Annotated in this window: 13 protein-coding genes; 6 read left to right on the plus strand and 7 right to left on the minus strand. The window is 40.8% G+C overall.

The window, feature by feature from the left end:
- Positions 1 to 27 precede the first annotated feature (27 nt).
- The gene (locus tag AN214_RS15860; RefSeq protein ID WP_054980619.1) at positions 28 to 1,362 is read right to left on the minus strand and encodes an FG-GAP and VCBS repeat-containing protein; all 1,335 of its coding nucleotides are present in this window, start codon (positions 1,360 to 1,362) and stop codon (positions 28 to 30) included.
- Positions 1,363 to 1,479: 117 nt separating this feature from the next.
- Here AN214_RS15860 and AN214_RS15865 point away from each other — a divergent pair, with 117 nt between their 5' ends.
- A complete protein-coding gene (locus tag AN214_RS15865) occupies positions 1,480 to 3,459 on the plus strand; it encodes a transcriptional regulator (protein ID WP_054980620.1) in 1,980 nt (659 codons plus the stop codon).
- Between the two features lie 6 nt (positions 3,460 to 3,465).
- On the opposite strand, the gene AN214_RS15870 is transcribed toward AN214_RS15865, so the two are convergent.
- The gene (locus AN214_RS15870; RefSeq protein ID WP_054980621.1) at positions 3,466 to 3,984 is read right to left on the minus strand and encodes a GrpB family protein; all 519 of its coding nucleotides are present in this window, start codon (positions 3,982 to 3,984) and stop codon (positions 3,466 to 3,468) included.
- 390 nt (positions 3,985 to 4,374) lie between these two features.
- Positions 4,375 to 5,247, minus strand: coding sequence for an AraC family transcriptional regulator (locus tag AN214_RS15875; protein ID WP_054980622.1), 873 nt, complete (start codon positions 5,245 to 5,247; stop codon positions 4,375 to 4,377).
- Positions 5,248 to 5,874: 627 nt separating this feature from the next.
- On the opposite strand from AN214_RS15875, the gene AN214_RS15880 reads away from it, so the two are divergent.
- Genes AN214_RS15880 through AN214_RS15890 form a run of 3 tightly spaced genes read left to right on the plus strand, consistent with a single transcriptional unit; the run spans position 5,875 to position 10,532 of the window.
- The gene (locus tag AN214_RS15880; protein WP_082428603.1) at positions 5,875 to 7,119 is read left to right on the plus strand and encodes an MFS transporter; all 1,245 of its coding nucleotides are present in this window, start codon (positions 5,875 to 5,877) and stop codon (positions 7,117 to 7,119) included.
- Positions 7,120 to 7,129: 10 nt separating this feature from the next.
- Positions 7,130 to 7,996, plus strand: a complete 867-nt coding sequence (locus AN214_RS15885) for an ROK family protein (RefSeq protein WP_054980624.1) — start codon at positions 7,130 to 7,132, stop codon at positions 7,994 to 7,996.
- A complete protein-coding gene (locus AN214_RS15890; protein ID WP_054980625.1) occupies positions 7,989 to 10,532 on the plus strand; it encodes a family 20 glycosylhydrolase in 2,544 nt (847 codons plus the stop codon). The genes AN214_RS15885 and AN214_RS15890 overlap by 8 nt, the downstream gene beginning before the upstream one ends.
- Before the next feature lie 288 nt (positions 10,533 to 10,820).
- On the opposite strand, the gene AN214_RS15895 is transcribed toward AN214_RS15890, so the two are convergent.
- Complete coding sequence (locus tag AN214_RS15895; RefSeq protein ID WP_054980626.1) at positions 10,821 to 11,660, minus strand: GNAT family N-acetyltransferase; 840 nt, start codon at positions 11,658 to 11,660, stop codon at positions 10,821 to 10,823.
- Between the two features lie 91 nt (positions 11,661 to 11,751).
- Between AN214_RS15895 and AN214_RS15900 the strand changes: the two genes are divergently transcribed.
- A complete protein-coding gene (locus AN214_RS15900; protein ID WP_054980627.1) occupies positions 11,752 to 12,195 on the plus strand; it encodes a hypothetical protein in 444 nt (147 codons plus the stop codon).
- A 256-nt stretch (positions 12,196 to 12,451) separates the two neighbouring features.
- On the opposite strand, the gene AN214_RS15905 is transcribed toward AN214_RS15900, so the two are convergent.
- The 3 genes from AN214_RS15905 to AN214_RS15915 are packed head-to-tail and all read right to left on the minus strand — an operon-like array spanning position 12,452 to position 16,505.
- Positions 12,452 to 13,141, minus strand: a complete 690-nt coding sequence (locus tag AN214_RS15905; RefSeq protein WP_054980628.1) for a polyphosphate polymerase domain-containing protein — start codon at positions 13,139 to 13,141, stop codon at positions 12,452 to 12,454.
- The gene (locus AN214_RS15910; protein WP_054980629.1) at positions 13,138 to 15,774 is read right to left on the minus strand and encodes a hypothetical protein; all 2,637 of its coding nucleotides are present in this window, start codon (positions 15,772 to 15,774) and stop codon (positions 13,138 to 13,140) included. The genes AN214_RS15905 and AN214_RS15910 overlap by 4 nt, the downstream gene beginning before the upstream one ends.
- A 2-nt stretch (positions 15,775 to 15,776) precedes the next feature.
- Complete coding sequence (locus AN214_RS15915; protein WP_054980630.1) at positions 15,777 to 16,505, minus strand: DUF4956 domain-containing protein; 729 nt, start codon at positions 16,503 to 16,505, stop codon at positions 15,777 to 15,779.
- A 481-nt stretch (positions 16,506 to 16,986) separates the two neighbouring features.
- Between AN214_RS15915 and AN214_RS15920 the strand changes: the two genes are divergently transcribed.
- Positions 16,987 to 18,369 carry a DUF1566 domain-containing protein gene (locus AN214_RS15920; RefSeq protein WP_054980631.1) on the plus strand — a complete coding sequence of 461 codons (1,383 nt, stop codon included), beginning with the start codon at positions 16,987 to 16,989 and terminating at the stop codon, positions 18,367 to 18,369.
- Position 18,370: the final 1 nt, after the last annotated feature.

The following is an 18,370-nucleotide window of genomic DNA, read 5'->3' on the forward strand; positions in this document are numbered from 1 at the left end:
ATGCGATTTGGTTTAAAGCAGCTGTCTCTACTTGAACCTTGCTGTTTTTATATTTACGCTGCGGCGAACAAATACGAAGCCAAGTAACACTATTAACCAGCGATAAAATGTGCCACCACTACTTTTGCTCGTTTCCTCTACATTCGGGGTAGTTGAGTTAGCGCTAAAATTTGCGGTTAGTTCAATAGTTGAACCTTTAACAACACCGCAATCAATGTAGCTTTCAACGGCATAGTAATAAAAGTTATTTGTATTAAATTGCCCAGTTGCGATATCTTGATAACCATCGTTGTTGAAGTCACCCACAGATACTGCAGTTAGCCCATCTTCGCCTTGACCGATTTCAATTGCGCTACTATAGCTTCCGTTGACATTATATATAATGCGTAAACTGTAAGGGCCATAATGTGCTGTGACAATATCCATGTCGCCATCATCATCTACGTCAGCAAATCCGACGCCGTAAGGAGCATTACTCTGATCAACAATCATTCTTGAAAAACGATCAGATGAGCGATATACAGAGATGTTGCCCGTATCAATTTCGGCAGAAGCAATCACTAAACCATGCTCACTATCAAGGTAGCTATCCAATGTAACAGCTGCTGTATTTGCGATACTCTGAGACTTTACGTAACCATCAGGTGATTTTTCATAAATTGCTACTTCTTGATTTTGAATTGAGTTAACAAGCTGAAATAAATCACCCGACCTATCAGCTGAAAAACTCGAGATGATTAGTTCAGTAGAACCATCTTGATTCAAGTCTGTTGCACTAATTGCATAAGGGATTACATTTGGGATTTTAATAATGGCTGATTCAGCTAATTGGCCCGTACCATCGTTTCTATACACACGCACTTGTTTAGCGCCGTACTCTGCTACAAATAAATCGGAAAATCCATCTTGATCCATATCATGAGTAGCCATTGCCGAAGGATAATTTAATGAAGAAATCAAACCTCTAGAGCTAAAGGTGCCATTCCCTTGATTAAGGTATTTTATAATTTGTCCTCGAAAAAGACTGATGCCTAATAAATCACTTACACCATCGTTATCTAAATCAACTTTTGCAAGGGTTTTAGCGCCTCCACCTGCCCTACCAATTGATAATTGATCATTACTTGTTTTGATACCTTGTCCAAAGTCACATTGCTGGCCACTCCAGTGAGAAAAGTTACCATCTGAGTTCGCACTTGGTGAAAGCATCACATTATTATTCTCAGTACTTATCGTACATGTGTCAGTGCAAGTTTCATCACCATATTTAACACTACCATTACCAGTGACACCCAAAGTGATTTGATTCGCAAATACGCTAAACGGCAAACTAATTAATATTGCACAGAGTTTTTTTTTCATTTTATTCTCCTAGAAGTCAGACTTTACGCACAATGCCTTAGCTAAGTGTTCGGTTGCAATTAAGAAGTTATCTCGATACTATTTTAAAGTTATTTTATTTATTTTCATAAGGTTATAATGAGAACGTTTTACATAGCAGATTTCAAAGTTGAACCTGAAAAGAATAAGGTAAGTTTACCCAAGGCCGAGTTTCGTTTAGAACCCCGTGTAATGTCGATTTTATGTTACTTAGTCAAACATCAAGGTGAGGTATTAAGTAAAGAACAAATTTTGGCGGCACTTTGGCCAAACCAATCACTTGAGCCAGAACTCGTTACTAAGGCCGTTTTCGAAATTAGAAAGATACTAAATGACAACCCTAAAACCCCTCGTGTAATCGAAACCATCCCCCGCAAAGGCTACATATTTATAGGCAAAATAAACATAAAAGAACGTAAGCTCAGCACTGCTAACATCTCTTTGGTTGGTGTTTTTGCATGTATAGTTGCCGCATTTCTTTACACCAATAATACGCAAAGAAATGGTATAGATTTATCTAACGTACCGACTAAAAAAATAATACGACATAGTGTAGATGGGGAAATCACTTCGATAAGCGTAAATAACAATAATCATCTGTTGTTTACTCACAAAGAAAACTCTAGCTCATCGCTTTATTTACATAACAATACAACGCTTAAAAACACCAAGCTTGAAACACCGCTGACTGAAATAAAAGATATATTTTCAACGAAAGGGTCAGATTATATTCTTAATTGCAATGACGCTTGCTCTATATTCAAACGCGAGAAAGACAACTACACGCCTATTTTAAAGATTAATGAAAGAATCATTAAAGTAAGCGTTTCTCCAAACGAAAAGTGGTTAGCATTACAAATCACTAAGCACCATAGACACAATATAGCGTTAGTCTCGATTGAAGAAAAAGACGCCAAAATCTTCTATCTGCCTCATAATGGTAGTGAACAACACCCAGTGTTTGCCAACGACAACAGCCTATATTACATTTCTCAAACTTCAGACAGAAAAACTTACTTAGCAAACTACAATCTAGACACTCGCCAAACGACAACTAAGCCATTACCCATTGATAGAGTGAGCGGTTTATCTTTTTATACTGATTCAAAGTACGTTATAACAGGACGTTACAATGGGCAGTATGCATTATGGCTCTTAACTATAGACCCACTCTCCTTATCAGTTATAGCTAACATTGACCCACAGCAAAAAGTGATTGGCATAGCGGTTGATCACAAAACTAAAACTATCCATTATGCCATACAAAATAGGCCCATCACCATTCAAAGTAAAGGTGCACTATCAACTAAAATTGAGCACCCTAGCATCAACCTCGATGGTAAATATCTTAGTGAAAATAACGCTTTTATTTTTAATTCGAATCGCTCTGGAAGCTACGAAATTTGGTTAGAATCGCAAGATCAGCTATCAAAATTAACAAACATAAATGCAAGCTACATTCATTCGATAAAAGTGGATAACTCACAAAGTCTAATTGCCCTTAGTTACACAAAAAACAAAACTAAGCACATCGCGGTATATTCTTTATTACGCAATACGATAATTTTCGATGTCACAACCGAAAACGATAGCTATTTACTCAATTTTGACCACACTTCAACTAATTTATATATAAGTGAAAGGGCAGCCGAAAATTATGATTTGCTTAGCTTAAATATCGAAAATCATACTGTCTCTAAAGTTGCCCTTGATGCCGGTATTGCAACAATGAGTGATGCTAATGGTATCTACTATTATTCTTTCAGTAATCAAGCTTTGCAATATCAAACAAACCTTGGCGCAACCGATACCCTTTATGACTTTGAGAACAAAGCTCTTCAAATCAGAGCAAGCAGCATCAAATTAACAAAAGAGGGCTTTTTTTATTTGAGTAAAATTAATAAGCAGCAAGTAATCAGCTTTTACAACTTCAATTCAAAAACAACGAAACCATTATTTATGATGAAACCTAATCAATTTGTAACTGATTTTGGATTTATCAACTCCCTGCCATATATCATTTTTGATGAAGATGCAGATGTAACAAGCCAGATAATTAGTTTAGAACTAGTTAACTAGCCTAATTTAAAGTTGGTTTAAAATACTTTTCACAAAAGGCGATTTTGCTTTGCCGTAGTCATCTTGAATGGTATTGCCTTCAGCTAGTACCGCTTTCTTTTTTGCTTCATAGGCAACTCTATCTTCTGGATTTTCGAGCATATGTTGTTTGTAAGCGACTTGCTTTAAATGCTCTTTGCTATTGTGTTCAATAACATGTAAATGCACATTAAACACTTCGCCATTATATTTAACGCCTATGTCTTTACGCGGGCGTGTTGCTGGAAAAGGTTTATTACTATGTTGATCTACAAAGCCAAACTGCTTGATGTATTCGACTGCTGATTCCAATTCACCTGGTTGATATAAAATAGAAATATCAATGATGCCCTTGCCGGCAACATAAAATGATGACGAGCCAAAATGTAAAAAAGTAAATCGAGGATCAGCAAGGCGTTGCATAATATGCCTTGCGACGGTTAAGAATTCTTCTCGCCAAGGATTAAAACTAGCTGGTACTAATTTATAACTACAAAATTCAATCATTGAAAGGTCTTAAAAACAATTTTGTTTAATATAACGTTTTGTTAGTTAGCGATAAATAGTTTCTCGTTAGATGAGGTTTAATTGTTACAGATCAATAAATGTTATTGAGAACAATTATCAATTAACTTAAAATAAATATCAATCTGATACAGTGTATTTATCTAAAATAATGCCAATTCAGTTAGTACAGTTATGTTGCAAAACACCTTATGTGCTAACAATTCGCGATTTCGGTGAAGAGGTTTAACTGTACCTGTATTTACACACCTCCCTGGTTTTTAGTAACGATGGGCTGTAATTCAGCCTTATTCCACTAAGTTAACAAACCAAAGGGCACGCACGTGCCCTTTTATTTTTCAAATACATGGGCTGTTGCACAAATTAACAATCTCAATTAATTAAGTTGTGGTTAATGAGCTGTTGACGAAATTTACGCGGCGTACACCCTTTAAACGCCAGAAAACGGCGATTAAAGTTAGACACATTATTAAAACCGCACTGGTCGCTGATCACCGAAATTGGTGATGAACTGGTCACCAACAGCTTGCACGCTTTACCAATGCGTAAGCGATTAATAAACTCAGTGAGCGTGCATTCGGTGCGCTGTTTAAAATAGCGATGGAAGTGGTTGGTTGACATATGCGCCAATTCTGCAAGTTGGTCGGCGTATAAATTATCTGTGTAGTGCTGATATATAAACTCAATCACTTGGTTAAGTTTACCGTTATCTTGTTCCATCTGTTTGCCAAATGCGAACATAGGGGTAGATAAAGTAACTTGCTCGATGTCGTGCTGCATTTTATCTAACAAATCGAGTAATAAGAACAAACGCTGAGTTGCACCCGCGTTATCCATATTCTCAAATAATGTTTTTGCTTCAATTGCGCATTCTTTTGAATACTTAATGCCTTTTAGCGAACGCGCTAACATTGGCAGTAAGCCTTGCAACTCTTTATGGTCACGCGCTAACTTATCGAGCCATTTTACGGGAATTTGCGCCACATACACGATTTGCTCAGAGCCATCTTGGTTTGCTTCAGATTGCCATGTGTGCGGTAAATTAGGCCCGACAAAAACCAAATCTAGCTCACCATATTCCTCAATATGATCGCCAATATGGCGCATACCTTTACTGTTTAATGTTAGGCAAATTTCATATTCAGGATGATAATGCCAGCTAAAAGGCAAATAAGGCATCAGGTATTTGTGATACCGCCATGACGCATCGGTAGGCGTTATCACCTTTTCACAAAATGCACGCATAATTTAATAACTAACTTAATTCATTTACGACAAACCATTTCAACAGAATCGCGCATAACAAAAGATACTATTCTATCAAGTAACGATACTTTTCAATTTTATCTTTACGGTGTATCTCTGACTATTCGCTAAAAGTCGAACAAGTATGTACCTATAAAATTTACGTGTTACTTAATAAAGTGGTTTAAAATAACCGAAATGTTGTGACACCTGCTTCAGCTCGTGTTTTGTTCGGTGTTAGTAGTTTCAATATGTACATTAAAAAACTCCCAAAACTCACGACATTTCAGCGGTGATTGGTGCACTCAATTAACGCTCTATCAAAAGTCAAAATCACGCCTGAAATGATCGAAAACTGCTGTTAGCTTGATTGAAAAGTATTATTAATAAATAGAAAAATACCGCTATCTAATTCTTTATCTTGGCACACTAGATAACGTTTACAGTCTACTCGGTATTTCCCCCTAAGAAATCACCTTACAGGACATGTAAGCGCGAGGCTGTGGCAATCCCCTTGTTTTTGTCTGCCCGTAAAAAATTAATTTTTGTCGCAGCCTCACCCATACGCTCTCGGCGAACGAAAAATACTAATAAACGAATAAAACCAATAATAAACAGGAAATAATCATGAAAGCCTATCCCGTCGTGCTCTTAGTCTTAATCACTTTTTTTGTGATTTCATTTGTTTCAAACCTACTCGGCCCTATTTTTCCCGCACTGATTGAAAGCTATCAAATTGGTCTGATGTTAGCTGGATTTTTCCCCTTTGCCTTTTTTGCCGCATACGGCTTAATGTCAATCCCAGCGGGACTAATCGCACAAAAAAAAGGGGAAAAATTTGTTATTTTACTAGCGTTTGCGCTGGCAGCACTCGGCGCCATATTATTTGTATTACTGCCTAATTTTGCTATGGCAATGTTTGCACTGTTCACCATTGGCAGTGCGATGGCACTACTCCAAGTAGCGATTAATCCGCTGCTTCGACGCGCCGGTGGTGAGCAAAACTTTGCCGCTTATTCTGTATCGGCTCAGTTATTATTTGGTGCAGCAGCGGCATTATCACCATTAGTGTACAGCACTTTGGTTAGCCACATTGAAAATGGTACACCAACTGGGCAACTACTGGCGACCTTCACTGAACCAAATAAAGCGTGGCTAATTATGTATGCGCTATTTGCGGTTATTAGCTTAGTGATGTTGGCCGTTACTTTTATTACTCCAATCGCGCGCGAGCCTCAGCAACAACAGAACACCAACCTTGCCGATTCGTTAGCACTTTTCAAAGACAAAACCGTATTACTGTTTTTTATTGCAATTGCCTGTTATGTCGGTTTAGAGCAAGGCATTGCGAACTCGATTTCGGTCTTTTTAGAGACTTACCACGGACTTGATCCCAACACCCAAGGCACTGAAGTGGTCAGTCAGTTTTGGTTATTTTTAACCATTGGCTGTGTATTAGGTTTAGTGCTGTTAAAAGTACTCGACGCCAAATTAGTGTTAAAACTGTTTTCTCTGGGTGCTGCAGCGTCACTTGCTTGCGCTATTTTTGGCAGCAAGCAAGTTGCGCTTGTGGCGTTTCCAGCAGCAGGGTTCTTTTTATCAATTATGTGGTCTGTACTGTTTTCACTTGCGCTAAATTCGGTTGCAAACGGGCACAGTGCGGTGTCTGGTATTTTATGTACTGGCATTATTGGTGGTGCGTTGGCATCGCCAATTATTGGCTTTATCGCAGAGCTTTCAGGCGATTTACGTGTTGCACTGTTAGTGTTGTTTATTCCACTGGGCTTTATTTTTAGCGTTAGCATTTGGGCTAAACCGCTGATTAAAAATCACACCATTCAATTCAATAAAAAACGTATCGCAGTAGATTAAGAGAGCAGTAATGACTAATTGCAATACCCCGTTTATTACCTGTGTTGACTTAGGTGGCACTAAACTTGCCATCGCAAACATTGCAAATGGCGAAATTATCAAATCGCATACCGTGCCAATTGATGCGAGCTTAAGTAAAGACGACTTTAACGCGTTTTTATTTAACAATTTAACTCCCTTTGTAACAAAGGCGTGCCGTGGCATTTGCATTGGTGTGCCAGGCTTAGTCGAGAGTGGTACTGGCTTTGTCATTGAGGTGCTCAACATTAAACACTGGCAAAATGTGGCGCTTAAAACGCTGCTTGAAGCGCGTTTTACTCGGCCTGTTTTAGTGCATAACGATGCTAATTGTTTTACCTATGGCATTTATAAAAGCAAAGACTATCAAGGTTATGAAAATTTAGTTGGCGTCACCTTAGGCACAGGCCTTGGCGCGGGCTTAATCTTAAATGGCCGCCTTTATACCGGCAAACAATCTGCCGCTGGCGAGTTTGGTAGTTTCCCCTATTTAGACGGCATTATCGAAGACTATTGCTCAAGCCAGTTCTTTAAAAAACAAGGTTTAGATGGCGCAGCCACTTATCAGCAAGCACAAGCAGGTGATAACAGCGCTCTGGCGGTGTTTGCCGAACTAGGTAAGCATTTAGGCCACGCACTAGTGCAAGTAGTGCAAGCGTTTAACCCTGAAAAAGTGGTATTTGGCGGTGCAATTGCTAAAAGTGCCCCACTGTTTATTGATGTATTACAGCAAACATTACTTAAGCAACTGCCGCAAAGCATTTATAACGCACTGCAAATTCATTACACCCAAGATACAAATACCGCGCTGTTTGGCGCTTATCAGCTTTTTTTAGACGAGGTAGCAACAGGTGAATAAGTTATTAGTCCTTTATGCTTTATGTTTAGTAACACCGAAGTTTGTCAGTGCCAATCAACACACCATTGATACGCTTGCCAACGAGCTTGATGTTAACTATCGCTTAATTAGTGCCAGCCCTAAAAGTTGCCCAGGCGATGAAAAAAAGTGTTACTTATCTGAGTTGACTCTGACCAACCCAAGTGACCTCAAAGACACCAACTTTGCCATATTTTTTAGCCAACTAATGCCGATTTATGCTGTTGAATCAACGCACTTTGATATTAGCCATATCAACGGCGACGTTCACAAAATCTCCGCAAAAAAACACTTTAAAGGTTTTACTAAAAATACCCCAGAGGTGATCCGTTTTTACAGCAAAGATTCGCAAATTACCCGTTCCGAATTTATGCCAAACTACATTATTAGCGATAGAACTGCGAGCGATAAGGTAACTGCACGCACCATTAAAAGCACCCATACTCGCATTGATCCTGAAACCGGCCTTGAGCGCCAGCCCTACCTTGCGCCATTTACGTCACTTGCGCAGTTACGCGTAAGCAAACAAGATCAAACGCCGTGGATGTCGCCACAATATCTCTATCAAACGCAGTTAAAACCGAGCCTTAACACGGCGCCAGTGAGTTTAATCCCGAAACCAAGTCGCCTTGACATTAACTCAACCGATAATCTTGTAACCCTCAGCAAAGGGCTAAACCTGCCACCTGAGCTTGCCAACAATAACGCGCTGTCTGCGGCGTTAACGCGCCTTGAACTGTTCGGTATAGGCCATTCCAAAACAGGCATTCCAACACAACTTAACATTGATAATACACTCGCCAATGAGGCCTATCAGTTAACCCTAGCGCCCAATGCTATTACCATCACAGCGAGCAGCAACACCGGTGCATTTTACGCACTAATGTCGATTGCGGGCTTAGTCAGCCTTGATAATTTAAGCGTGCCAAGCCTTACCATAATTGATGAGCCGCATTTTGAGTTTAGAGGTTTGCATATTGATGTGGCGCGAAATTTCCGTAGCAAACAGTTTATCTTAGATACCTTGTCACAAATGGCGGCCTACAAACTCAATAAATTGCACCTCCATTTGGCCGACGATGAAGGTTGGCGCTTAGCCATTAACGACTTGCCAGAGCTTACCGAGATCGGCGCATTTCGCTGTTTTGACTTAACTGAAAGCGAATGTTTATTGCCACAATTAGGCGCAGGTATCGACAAATCGAGTCCAATTAACGGCTTTTATAGTAAAGCAGACTACCAAGAGATTTTAAAATTTGCCGCACTTAACCATATTGAAGTCATTCCATCGCTGGATATGCCCGGGCACTCACGCGCTGCGGTAAAAGCCATGGATGCGCGTTACAAAAAATACATGCAAGCGGGCGAGCAACAAAAAGCCGAGCAGTACTGGTTAAGTGAAGCAAATGACACCACCCAATACTCATCAATTCAGCATTATAACGACAACACTCTCAATGTATGTTTGCCAAGCACTTATACTTTTATTGAAAAAGTGATTGATGAACTTATCGCGATGCACCACGAAGTTGGTGTAGAGCTTGCCACTTATCACATTGGTGCAGACGAAACGGCTGGTGCGTGGCTTAATAGCTCGGCATGTAACGCCCTTAAAGCCAGCACACCTGAGCTAACCTCATTTAACGGTTACTTTATTGAAAAAGTATCGCAGTTAGTTGCCAGCAAAGGGATAAAAGTAGCGGCTTGGAATGATGGTTTAGGTGATACTAATCCACAGAATATGCCATCAAACGTACAATCGAACGGCTGGTCGATGATCACCGAGGACGGCTACAAAGAAGTACACCAGCAAGCCAATTTAGGCTGGGATATGGTACTTTCTACACCCGAAGTTACCTACTTTGATTTCCCTTACCAAAGCCACCCTGAAGAGCGCGGCAACCATTGGGCGGCACGTGCCATTGACGGTTATAAAGTGTTTGGTTTTATGCCTGAAAACTTACCTGCTCACGCAGAAATTTGGCAAACCAAAGAACATCTCGCATATCGCGCTGATGATAACCAAGAGCGTCTAAACCAAGGTATTCAATTTAAAGGCTTGCAAGGCCATTTATGGAGCGAAATGTTACGTTCAGATAACCAAGCCGAATACATGCTTTATCCGCGCTTATTAGCGCTGGCTGAACGCGCTTGGCACAAAGCCGACTGGCAACTTAACTACACTGAAAAAGGGCGTATCTATGATAAACAAAGCGGTGTGTTTACAACACAAAAACAAGCCGAGCGAGATACTGATTGGCAGCGCTTCGCCGCGTTGGTTGGCTTAAAAGAAATTGCAAAGCTAGAAAAACAAGGGGTATTTTATCGCGTACCAACCGTTGCAGCAGCGGTTAACAACGGCAAGCTAGATGCATTTACGCCTTACCCTGGCTTTGCAATCGAGGTGCAAGATAACCAAGGCACTTGGCATGCAATTGACCGTATCAAAGATGTAAACGATGCTCGTTATATTCGTGCGCGCAGTGAAACACGCGTTGGCAGAAGTCTTTCGCTATAATAGACGATGTGCGCCGCTTTACGTTTACGCTAGCCTAAAGCGGCGCAAATAATATATACCGATTTGCTACAAAGGCGTAACTTTTGGTTATTTATAACAAAAGTATTAGCTAACCTAATATCATGATTTAAATGATAAAATAATACTTTTAAACAGCTTTACACACCTTTTCTGGGGATAACCCTCTAATGATTATGGATGAAGGTATTAGTTTCCAAATAGACCAGCGACACTATTTAAATAGCAAACAACCATTTCATGATAAAAAGCTTATTTGTTTTTTGCATGTTAACCCAACTCAAAGGTGGTAATACCATAAATTTTATTGCTGGCGGTAGCGGGCATTGTTTTTTGATACATGCGCATTGTGGCAAACACCACATCCATACGTTCCGATTCAGCTAAAGAGATAGCCTGAGGGTTGTTTTCGGGAACATCTAAAATAATCTGTTCGCCTTGAATATCCATCTGCAACGCCTGAAAAAGCGATAATGCAATATCTGGCGAATCCGCAAAAAGCGGCCCTACTTTATAACCTTGCTGACACTTGCGCCTGACGGCATAGCCCTTAATTTCACCGTTTTGTAAAAAACATACAGACTTACCCTGAGGTTGTGATAACCACGCAGCTAGAAATTGCTCACGGGCAGCACCAAAACATGGCTTATCGTAAGCTAAAATATCGGGAATATACTCTTTTGTAACATCAATGACCTGTGCCGAAAGTGCTGTCGCATTGGCTAATTTTTGAAAGCGTTTATTCTGATAATAAGGCACGTAACCGATGCGCTTGTATATCTCGACATTTTCCAGCACACCATCAATGCCAACATTTCGGTCGCCGCAATATGCTAAGCGGTGTTTGGTCAGAGTTAAACCATAACCTTTACCTCGATGCTCAGGCGCAACAATATACAAGCCACAAAACGCATACGTGTGATCATAAGTGACCGCACTGCCAACTGCGACAATTTCACCGTTTAACTCGCCAACAAAAAAGCCATTGGGATCTGCCAAATAAAACAGCTCAGCATCGTTTAAGCCTGGGTTCCAACCTTCTCTTGCAGCCCAATCAATGGCGATTTTTAGCTCATCAGCCAACATAGGACGAATTGTAAATTCTGACATGGGTTCAACTTTTAAGATAAGTAAAGCATTTCGTTAAAGTAACAGAAGTTATTGTCGATAAGATAGCGATCACTTTTAACCAAGGAATGTTATGAGTATTTCCAGCATTAATAAAATACCCTTTGCCATTCACCCAACACGCTCTGTTGTCGCTGCAAATGAGCAAGATAATGACGAATCGAGTAACGAAAAAGACGGAACAACCGTGTCAATCTCACCTGAAAGTTGGCAAAAACTAAAAGAAAGTGAAGAGGAGAAAGAAGCAAAGTTAAACGCCTTACCCAAACATATTAAAGATATGATCAAGGCAATTGAGCGCATAAAAGAGCAAATCGAAATGGCTGAAGAAATGCTAGCAAAAGCCAAAGAAGCTGATTATTCCGATGAAAAAGTAAAAAAAGCAGTCATTGACAGCCAGCAGAGTTTTTTAAACTCTTTAGAAATTGCGCGCTTCGATGCAATTCAAGCACTGCAAGATGCGATGAAAGAGGCAGGTATTGAAGACGTGAGTATCATTACAGACTTAATGTCTTAAAACGATAAACCGTGTATACCTGGCTAATAAAGTGGCGCAATTATTAAAAATTGCGCCTTAATGCGTTATTCACTCAAACTTACTCGATAACCATAATCAGCGTGTTATGTATTAAACACTTACGCATACGGATTTTCTGATTATAGACAGCGTATTTTTTAAAAGGCTAACGTTTCTTCCTCTTGCTTAAACATGTTTAAAAACATTTAAGTGAAAAAATAAGTGATTCGGTTAAATGCCTTTTAAACCTCCAACCCTATTGCCACATCAAATGACGAATGCAGTTAACGTATTTTGAGTGCCGAGAGGGTCTTAACGGGCAGGTAGCCAATAAATCACTTAACGCAGCTTCATTATCCGCGTTTGTTTTAAGCTCCAGTAAGACATAATCACCCAAAGCTGCAGCACGCGTTAAATTTGCCTGCTGACGATACCGTTGATCGTATGATTCAATGTTACTATCAAACGTTGCTCGAATAGACTCATCACCTGAAATATAATACTCCCGACGGTAGCGGCAGATAATCATTGGAGAATGTTCTGTATCCCATAAATACTGAGCATTTACTGGCAAAGATTGGTAAGCGTTTTTAAGTGCGTAAAGCCATGAAAAGTCGGGGTTTTCGAACTGTAATGCGGTATCAAACGTGACCTTAAACCCTTTGCCACCTTGGCGATGCTTAAATTCAAGTTTGGCCTGATGAGCATGATGCAGCTCACCATACCAGCGAATGCGTACTTTTTTACGCGTACTAATACCACTTAAATTTTCTTCAAAGCGCGCTAAAAACGGCGTATCTAGGTACAAACTATTAATATCTCGTGGTGTAAAATGTTCACGAAACATCATCGAGTGCGCCATTAACCATATATACACTTCTTGTAATCGATTTAAAGGAACTGGCACTTTAACCTCAAACCGATATTCTCTTTGCTGTAGGTTCATTTTGGTTTATCCGATTTCATTACTGTGTTGTATAAGTTTTTCACATCAAGCGCTTCAGTGCGCACAGCTAGCCCATTCACATATAATTGACTGCCCAATTCCGCTGTATTCTTGCCACTGCAGTTGGGATCAGAACATAAGTAATCACTAACTCGCATTATCGCAGGGCCAAAAATCCGCTTTTTCGAATAACTCATTAACGCTTTATGTTGAATGTTAGACGCACGCACTCCGTCAGCTTCAATTAAGGAGCTGTCTTTGGCAACCAAGCCAAAATTTACATCGTCAAATTCAGTGTCACTGACAAACAATTGACTGCGCTCACCCGCTGAAATGGCTTTGTCACGCACATTATTAAACTTGGCATGTTTTACCGTAAGCGTTGAGCCACTTACATCTAAGCCATCGCCACCAGAGCGAAAACCAATATTGGTAAATTGACTGGTATCAAGCACACCAGTGCAAAAATCGCAATCAAATGCATCAGACAACGCGTTTTTGATGGTTAAGTCGAATATATCCACCTTTGCATTAATAATGTTTAAGCCATCTTCAGATTGATTATCAGTAATTTGCACCGAGCGCATATTCACCTTGCCTTTAACAAAATAAATAGCGCCTCGTGGCTGCCACAAGCCGAGTTTTGGGCTACTGGCATAACTTATTTGCAGATGTTCAACTTGGTTAATGGTATTTACGTCATTTGAGAAAACACTTAAGCCTGACCACTTTGAAGTATCCGCTTGGCGCGTCATAACAACGGGTTGATGCTGTGTTCCTTGACTATGAAGTGCGCCAAACACCATCAAACCTGCATACCGGCTAAATTTAAGCGTGGTTCCTTTAGGGATCACCACTTGTGTATTCGGCGGCGTCACTAAATATTCATTAATAAGCCACTGGCCCGGCTTAAATACCCATTTATTTTCGGTTTGCGTAATAAACGCTTGATAATGAGATGCGTTGAACGGTGTGATGCCACCGCGAGGAATAAATGCCAATGGGGGCGTGTCTTTTTGAAAATAAAAACTGTCTGTGCCTTTATCTTCAAGTCCCGCACGTACCTTGATTGCATGTAAACGCTCTGGCAAAGTAACCGCTAATGTTTCGCCTGCGGCAATAGTAACGGGTAACTCATCATTAATTTGCTCAAGTGGCGAAATTTCTTGGCGTTTTGTAACACCTTCAATGCTTTTAATCGTCAGTGGAGCTCCTTGATTATTCACCACCGACCACACAAGTTTACCATTTTCATTTTTTAATCGACTTAATAGATCCCATGGCGCTAGCGCGCTAAACCCATCCATTTGCTTATGCAGCTCTTCGCTCACTTGCACAATACTCTCACACTCATCAGTTTGGTAATTAGCAGCCCAACAGTTAGCTTGTTGCTTCATTACCTGATAGTTAAATGGCGTAGTGAGTGGACTATCACTGTGCAGCGATTTGATAAATTGTTTGTCGTAATCAGCCAGTGCTGGAATAAGCGTAGTATCAAGGCTCGCAATTAAACGCTGTTTAGCTGTCAAATAATGTTGCTTGATATTAGCGTCTGCAAGCATTGCCTTACTTAGTGCGAATTGATGACTTGGCGGTTTCATTAACCAAATATGCGCAGCCGGCGTTATCGCTACATCGCTTTGGATCGGTTCGAGTTTGGCGATATGCGGGTTGTAATACCAACGCCAGTTATTCCATGTCAGCGCATGCCATGCTCCCCATAAATCAACCATCGCAAGATATTGCCCCATGCGCTGCGCATCAAATACATCGCTTGCCGGGCGTTTGCCTGTTAAAAAATCATCTAACAGTGACAATGCAATTTGCCGTTGATTAGCAAGCGCTTGATTTGCCAAAATGGTTTTACGCTGCAAAACTCTCGGCTTCAGCGTACGAATAACTTTGCCGTTTTCATCTGTTGTTTGCGACACTAAATCAAGTCGTGTAATCAAGCCTTCCGTGCGGTTATTAACCGCCAACAAATCTTGACTAAAGGATTGTTCAAACAACATAACACCCCAATCTGCACCATTAACAATTAAGCGCACAGGAATATTTTTCGGCGAAACAATGTCAAAGTTGCTGAGCGCTAAACTTTTGGCAAACAGGTTCGGTCCCTGGTTTACGCGCACACTTGGCGCAACTAAGGCGAACTTACGCGATTCAAACAAAGCTTGTTTTTTCTTAAGTTCAACTTTTAGGGACCAGCGTATTTGTTTATTCACGTGATCTAACATATCACCTTGCAAGCGCACTTTTGCAGTATGGCGCTCCTTACCATATACAATGGAGGCTGGCACTTGGCTACGCAGTTCTGGGATCATGCCACGCTCAAATGCAGTGCGTCTGTCATTTTCAAGCTTGAGCCAATCCTGATACTTAATATCGACCTTGATGAGTGGTAAATCGGTGTTGGCTGATAAGTAACTTTGCGGAGCCTGCACTACACTGCGCATTAATTGCAACGCTTTGTCTTTGCCTGAAACATGCTCAGCAACAAATCCTTTATCAACTAAGTATCGTTTGACTGCACCTGCAGATGGCATTAGCAAAATTGCTAACACCAACAGGCCACCTAATAATTTTATGCGGTCACCTTTCGTTGGTGATTGAGTCGGAGTATCTAATCGCATGGCTAAACCCCCGCAATATTATGTTGCTCCAGCAGCGAAATATTGATACCAGAAAACGCGTTTGACAGTGCCCTCATACACAGGTCAATTTGGCTTTCATCGCTTACTGAAATAAAGAAGTTGGCGTCGAAACGATTATCTGCAATATCGATACGGCGTAATTCAATTCTATCGGCATGTTCACTCAACAAACTTTTAAGTTGCGAGACCAGTTGCGTATCTTTTAGACTTTGATCACTAATAAAATTAAGCGACAAGAACAAACCGTTTTCTTGTTTGGTTTTATCGTCGCGTTTTTTAACCCAACCAATTAAGAACAGAGTGACAAAACACGCAACTACCGCTGCCAGCGTTTGTCCGGCACCAAGCGCAACTGCCACACCAATATTCAAAAAGAGGTAAAGCAGTTCTTCGGGTTCTTTTATAGGTGTTCTAAAGCGTACTATCGATAACGCCCCCACCAAACCAAGAGCCAGCGCGAGTGATGCTTTGACTACTGTGATAATTAAAATCACGCTTAACATTAAAAGTGGAAACAAACGCGAGAAATCTTGGCGATTGCAAAACGCGCTCGCATATTTGCGAAAGTGCACACCTATAATGCTGGCCATTACAAATCCAATCAACAGATTGAGCACAAGGGCTGCAAGTTGCACACTTGCGTATGGGAAGAACATGTTGCGTATATCTTTTGGTAGAAACGCGATTAACATTGGGTCAACTGATTCCATAACGGCTCCTATTATATTGCTAACGTAAGTCATCGCGCAGTTAGCAGTGATAACAGTGTATCTACCCAACTGCGCTATTAATGACTCAGGCACAAAGCAATCCATAACTCGCAACCTTTCCTAGCACGCTATTAAAAACCACCAAAAAAGGTTAATTAAACAAATAGTTATAATTTCGACATTAATACTGTTCCGCGCGAGCTATTCAATAACCGGCACCGCAGCTAAATAAAAATGCGTTGCAATTTGCGAATTTCCCGCCGAATTTTGCAAAAGCAAGTAGTCGATAAACAACAATGGTTAACGCTTGCTACGCTGCAAATGCTCAGTCCGCTAGTTATTTTGAGAGAATTACACGCGATAATTCATAGCGTTAGAAAATTAAATCGCCACATCATTAACGCCTGAAGACGTTCGTGTAACTGCCATTGGATTTATTTTTGCAAACATTAATCTATTCCAATCTGGCTAAGGCAACGTTATGAAAAACGAGGCAAGATATTCATACGCGCTATTGCACCTCGCAATTATGCTTAGCTGCACTTTACTAGGTGCGTGTAAATATGAAGCGGTTGAGCAAAGTGCCGCACAAGTAAATGACGCAAACACTTCGCAACCAGCTGCAGCTGTTTTTCAGCTGCCACTATGCGATGGCGAATGCACATGTGATGAGATGAGCATTGCATTCAATGATACTGGGTCGCAACTTGCTGGGGATTTTCCTGCTGGCAATTTTGCTAACTGCAATAACCAATCGGGTTTCTTGCAAGATTGCGATATAGGTGCGGATGCTACGCAAAACCAAGACCTAGACGGCCATGCTGGGTTTAGTTTTACCAAGCTCGATAACGCTGGCAATAGAATTAATGATATGAATGAAACTGCATCATGTGTACTTGATAATGTAACCGGCCTTATTTGGGAAGTGAAAACCTTTGCTGGCTCTGGCGGCCTACAAGATGCAAATCATACCTACACTTGGCGCGATGATAATTTCGGCGCATTTTCAACCATTAACGGCGGTGACTGTGATCGTGATTGCGATAGCCAACGCTATTTAAAACGACTAAATCAACAGGCTTTGTGCGGTTACAATGATTGGCGTTTACCGAGCAAAATCGAGTTACAGGAAATCGTTAACTACCACACCAATACACCAGCAATTGATAGTAATTTTTTCCCACATACCAAAACCGCATTTTATTGGAGCAACACCCTTGATGTTGATGATGAGGGCAGCGTTTGGGCGGTCGATTTTAATGTGGGCCGTGTGGCTGGTGGCGTTAGTTCTACAACGCGCCATATTCGTGCGGTTCGTGGTGTTGACCGCATTCTTCAACAACTTCAACCGCCAACAAATGAAGAACAAGAAATTGAAAGCCGTCGTCGCTACGCACCACAACAAAGGTGTAATGCAATTGAAGCGAATACCGCACCTACTATACGTTACAAACAAGATCAAAACGGTAATGTACTCGATACCCTAACCGGACTAATTTGGCAAAAATGCGTTGTTGGCTTAAGTGGTGACAACTGTGAACAAGGCGAAGCAGAAAAACTAGATTGGCAACAAGCATTTGAATACGCTAATACACTAAATGATAACACGCCAAATACGCAGCCATGGCGCTTGCCGAGTATCAAAGAACTGCAACAAAATATCGAGCTTGCCTGCGAGGAGCCCCCACTAAACCCGTTTGCGTTTAAAAACATTCCATTCGGTGAAGTGTGGAGTGCTACACCAAACCCACGTAATGATGACGCCAGTTATCACTACCAGTATCAAAATAGTATTGTCTTTTACAGCTCCCGACAAACAAAACACCACGTTCACCTGGTTCGCAGCTGTCAAAGCACTTTCTAAG

Source organism: Pseudoalteromonas sp. P1-9 (genome assembly GCF_001399975.1).
Classification (GTDB): Bacteria; Pseudomonadota; Gammaproteobacteria; order Enterobacterales; family Alteromonadaceae; genus Pseudoalteromonas.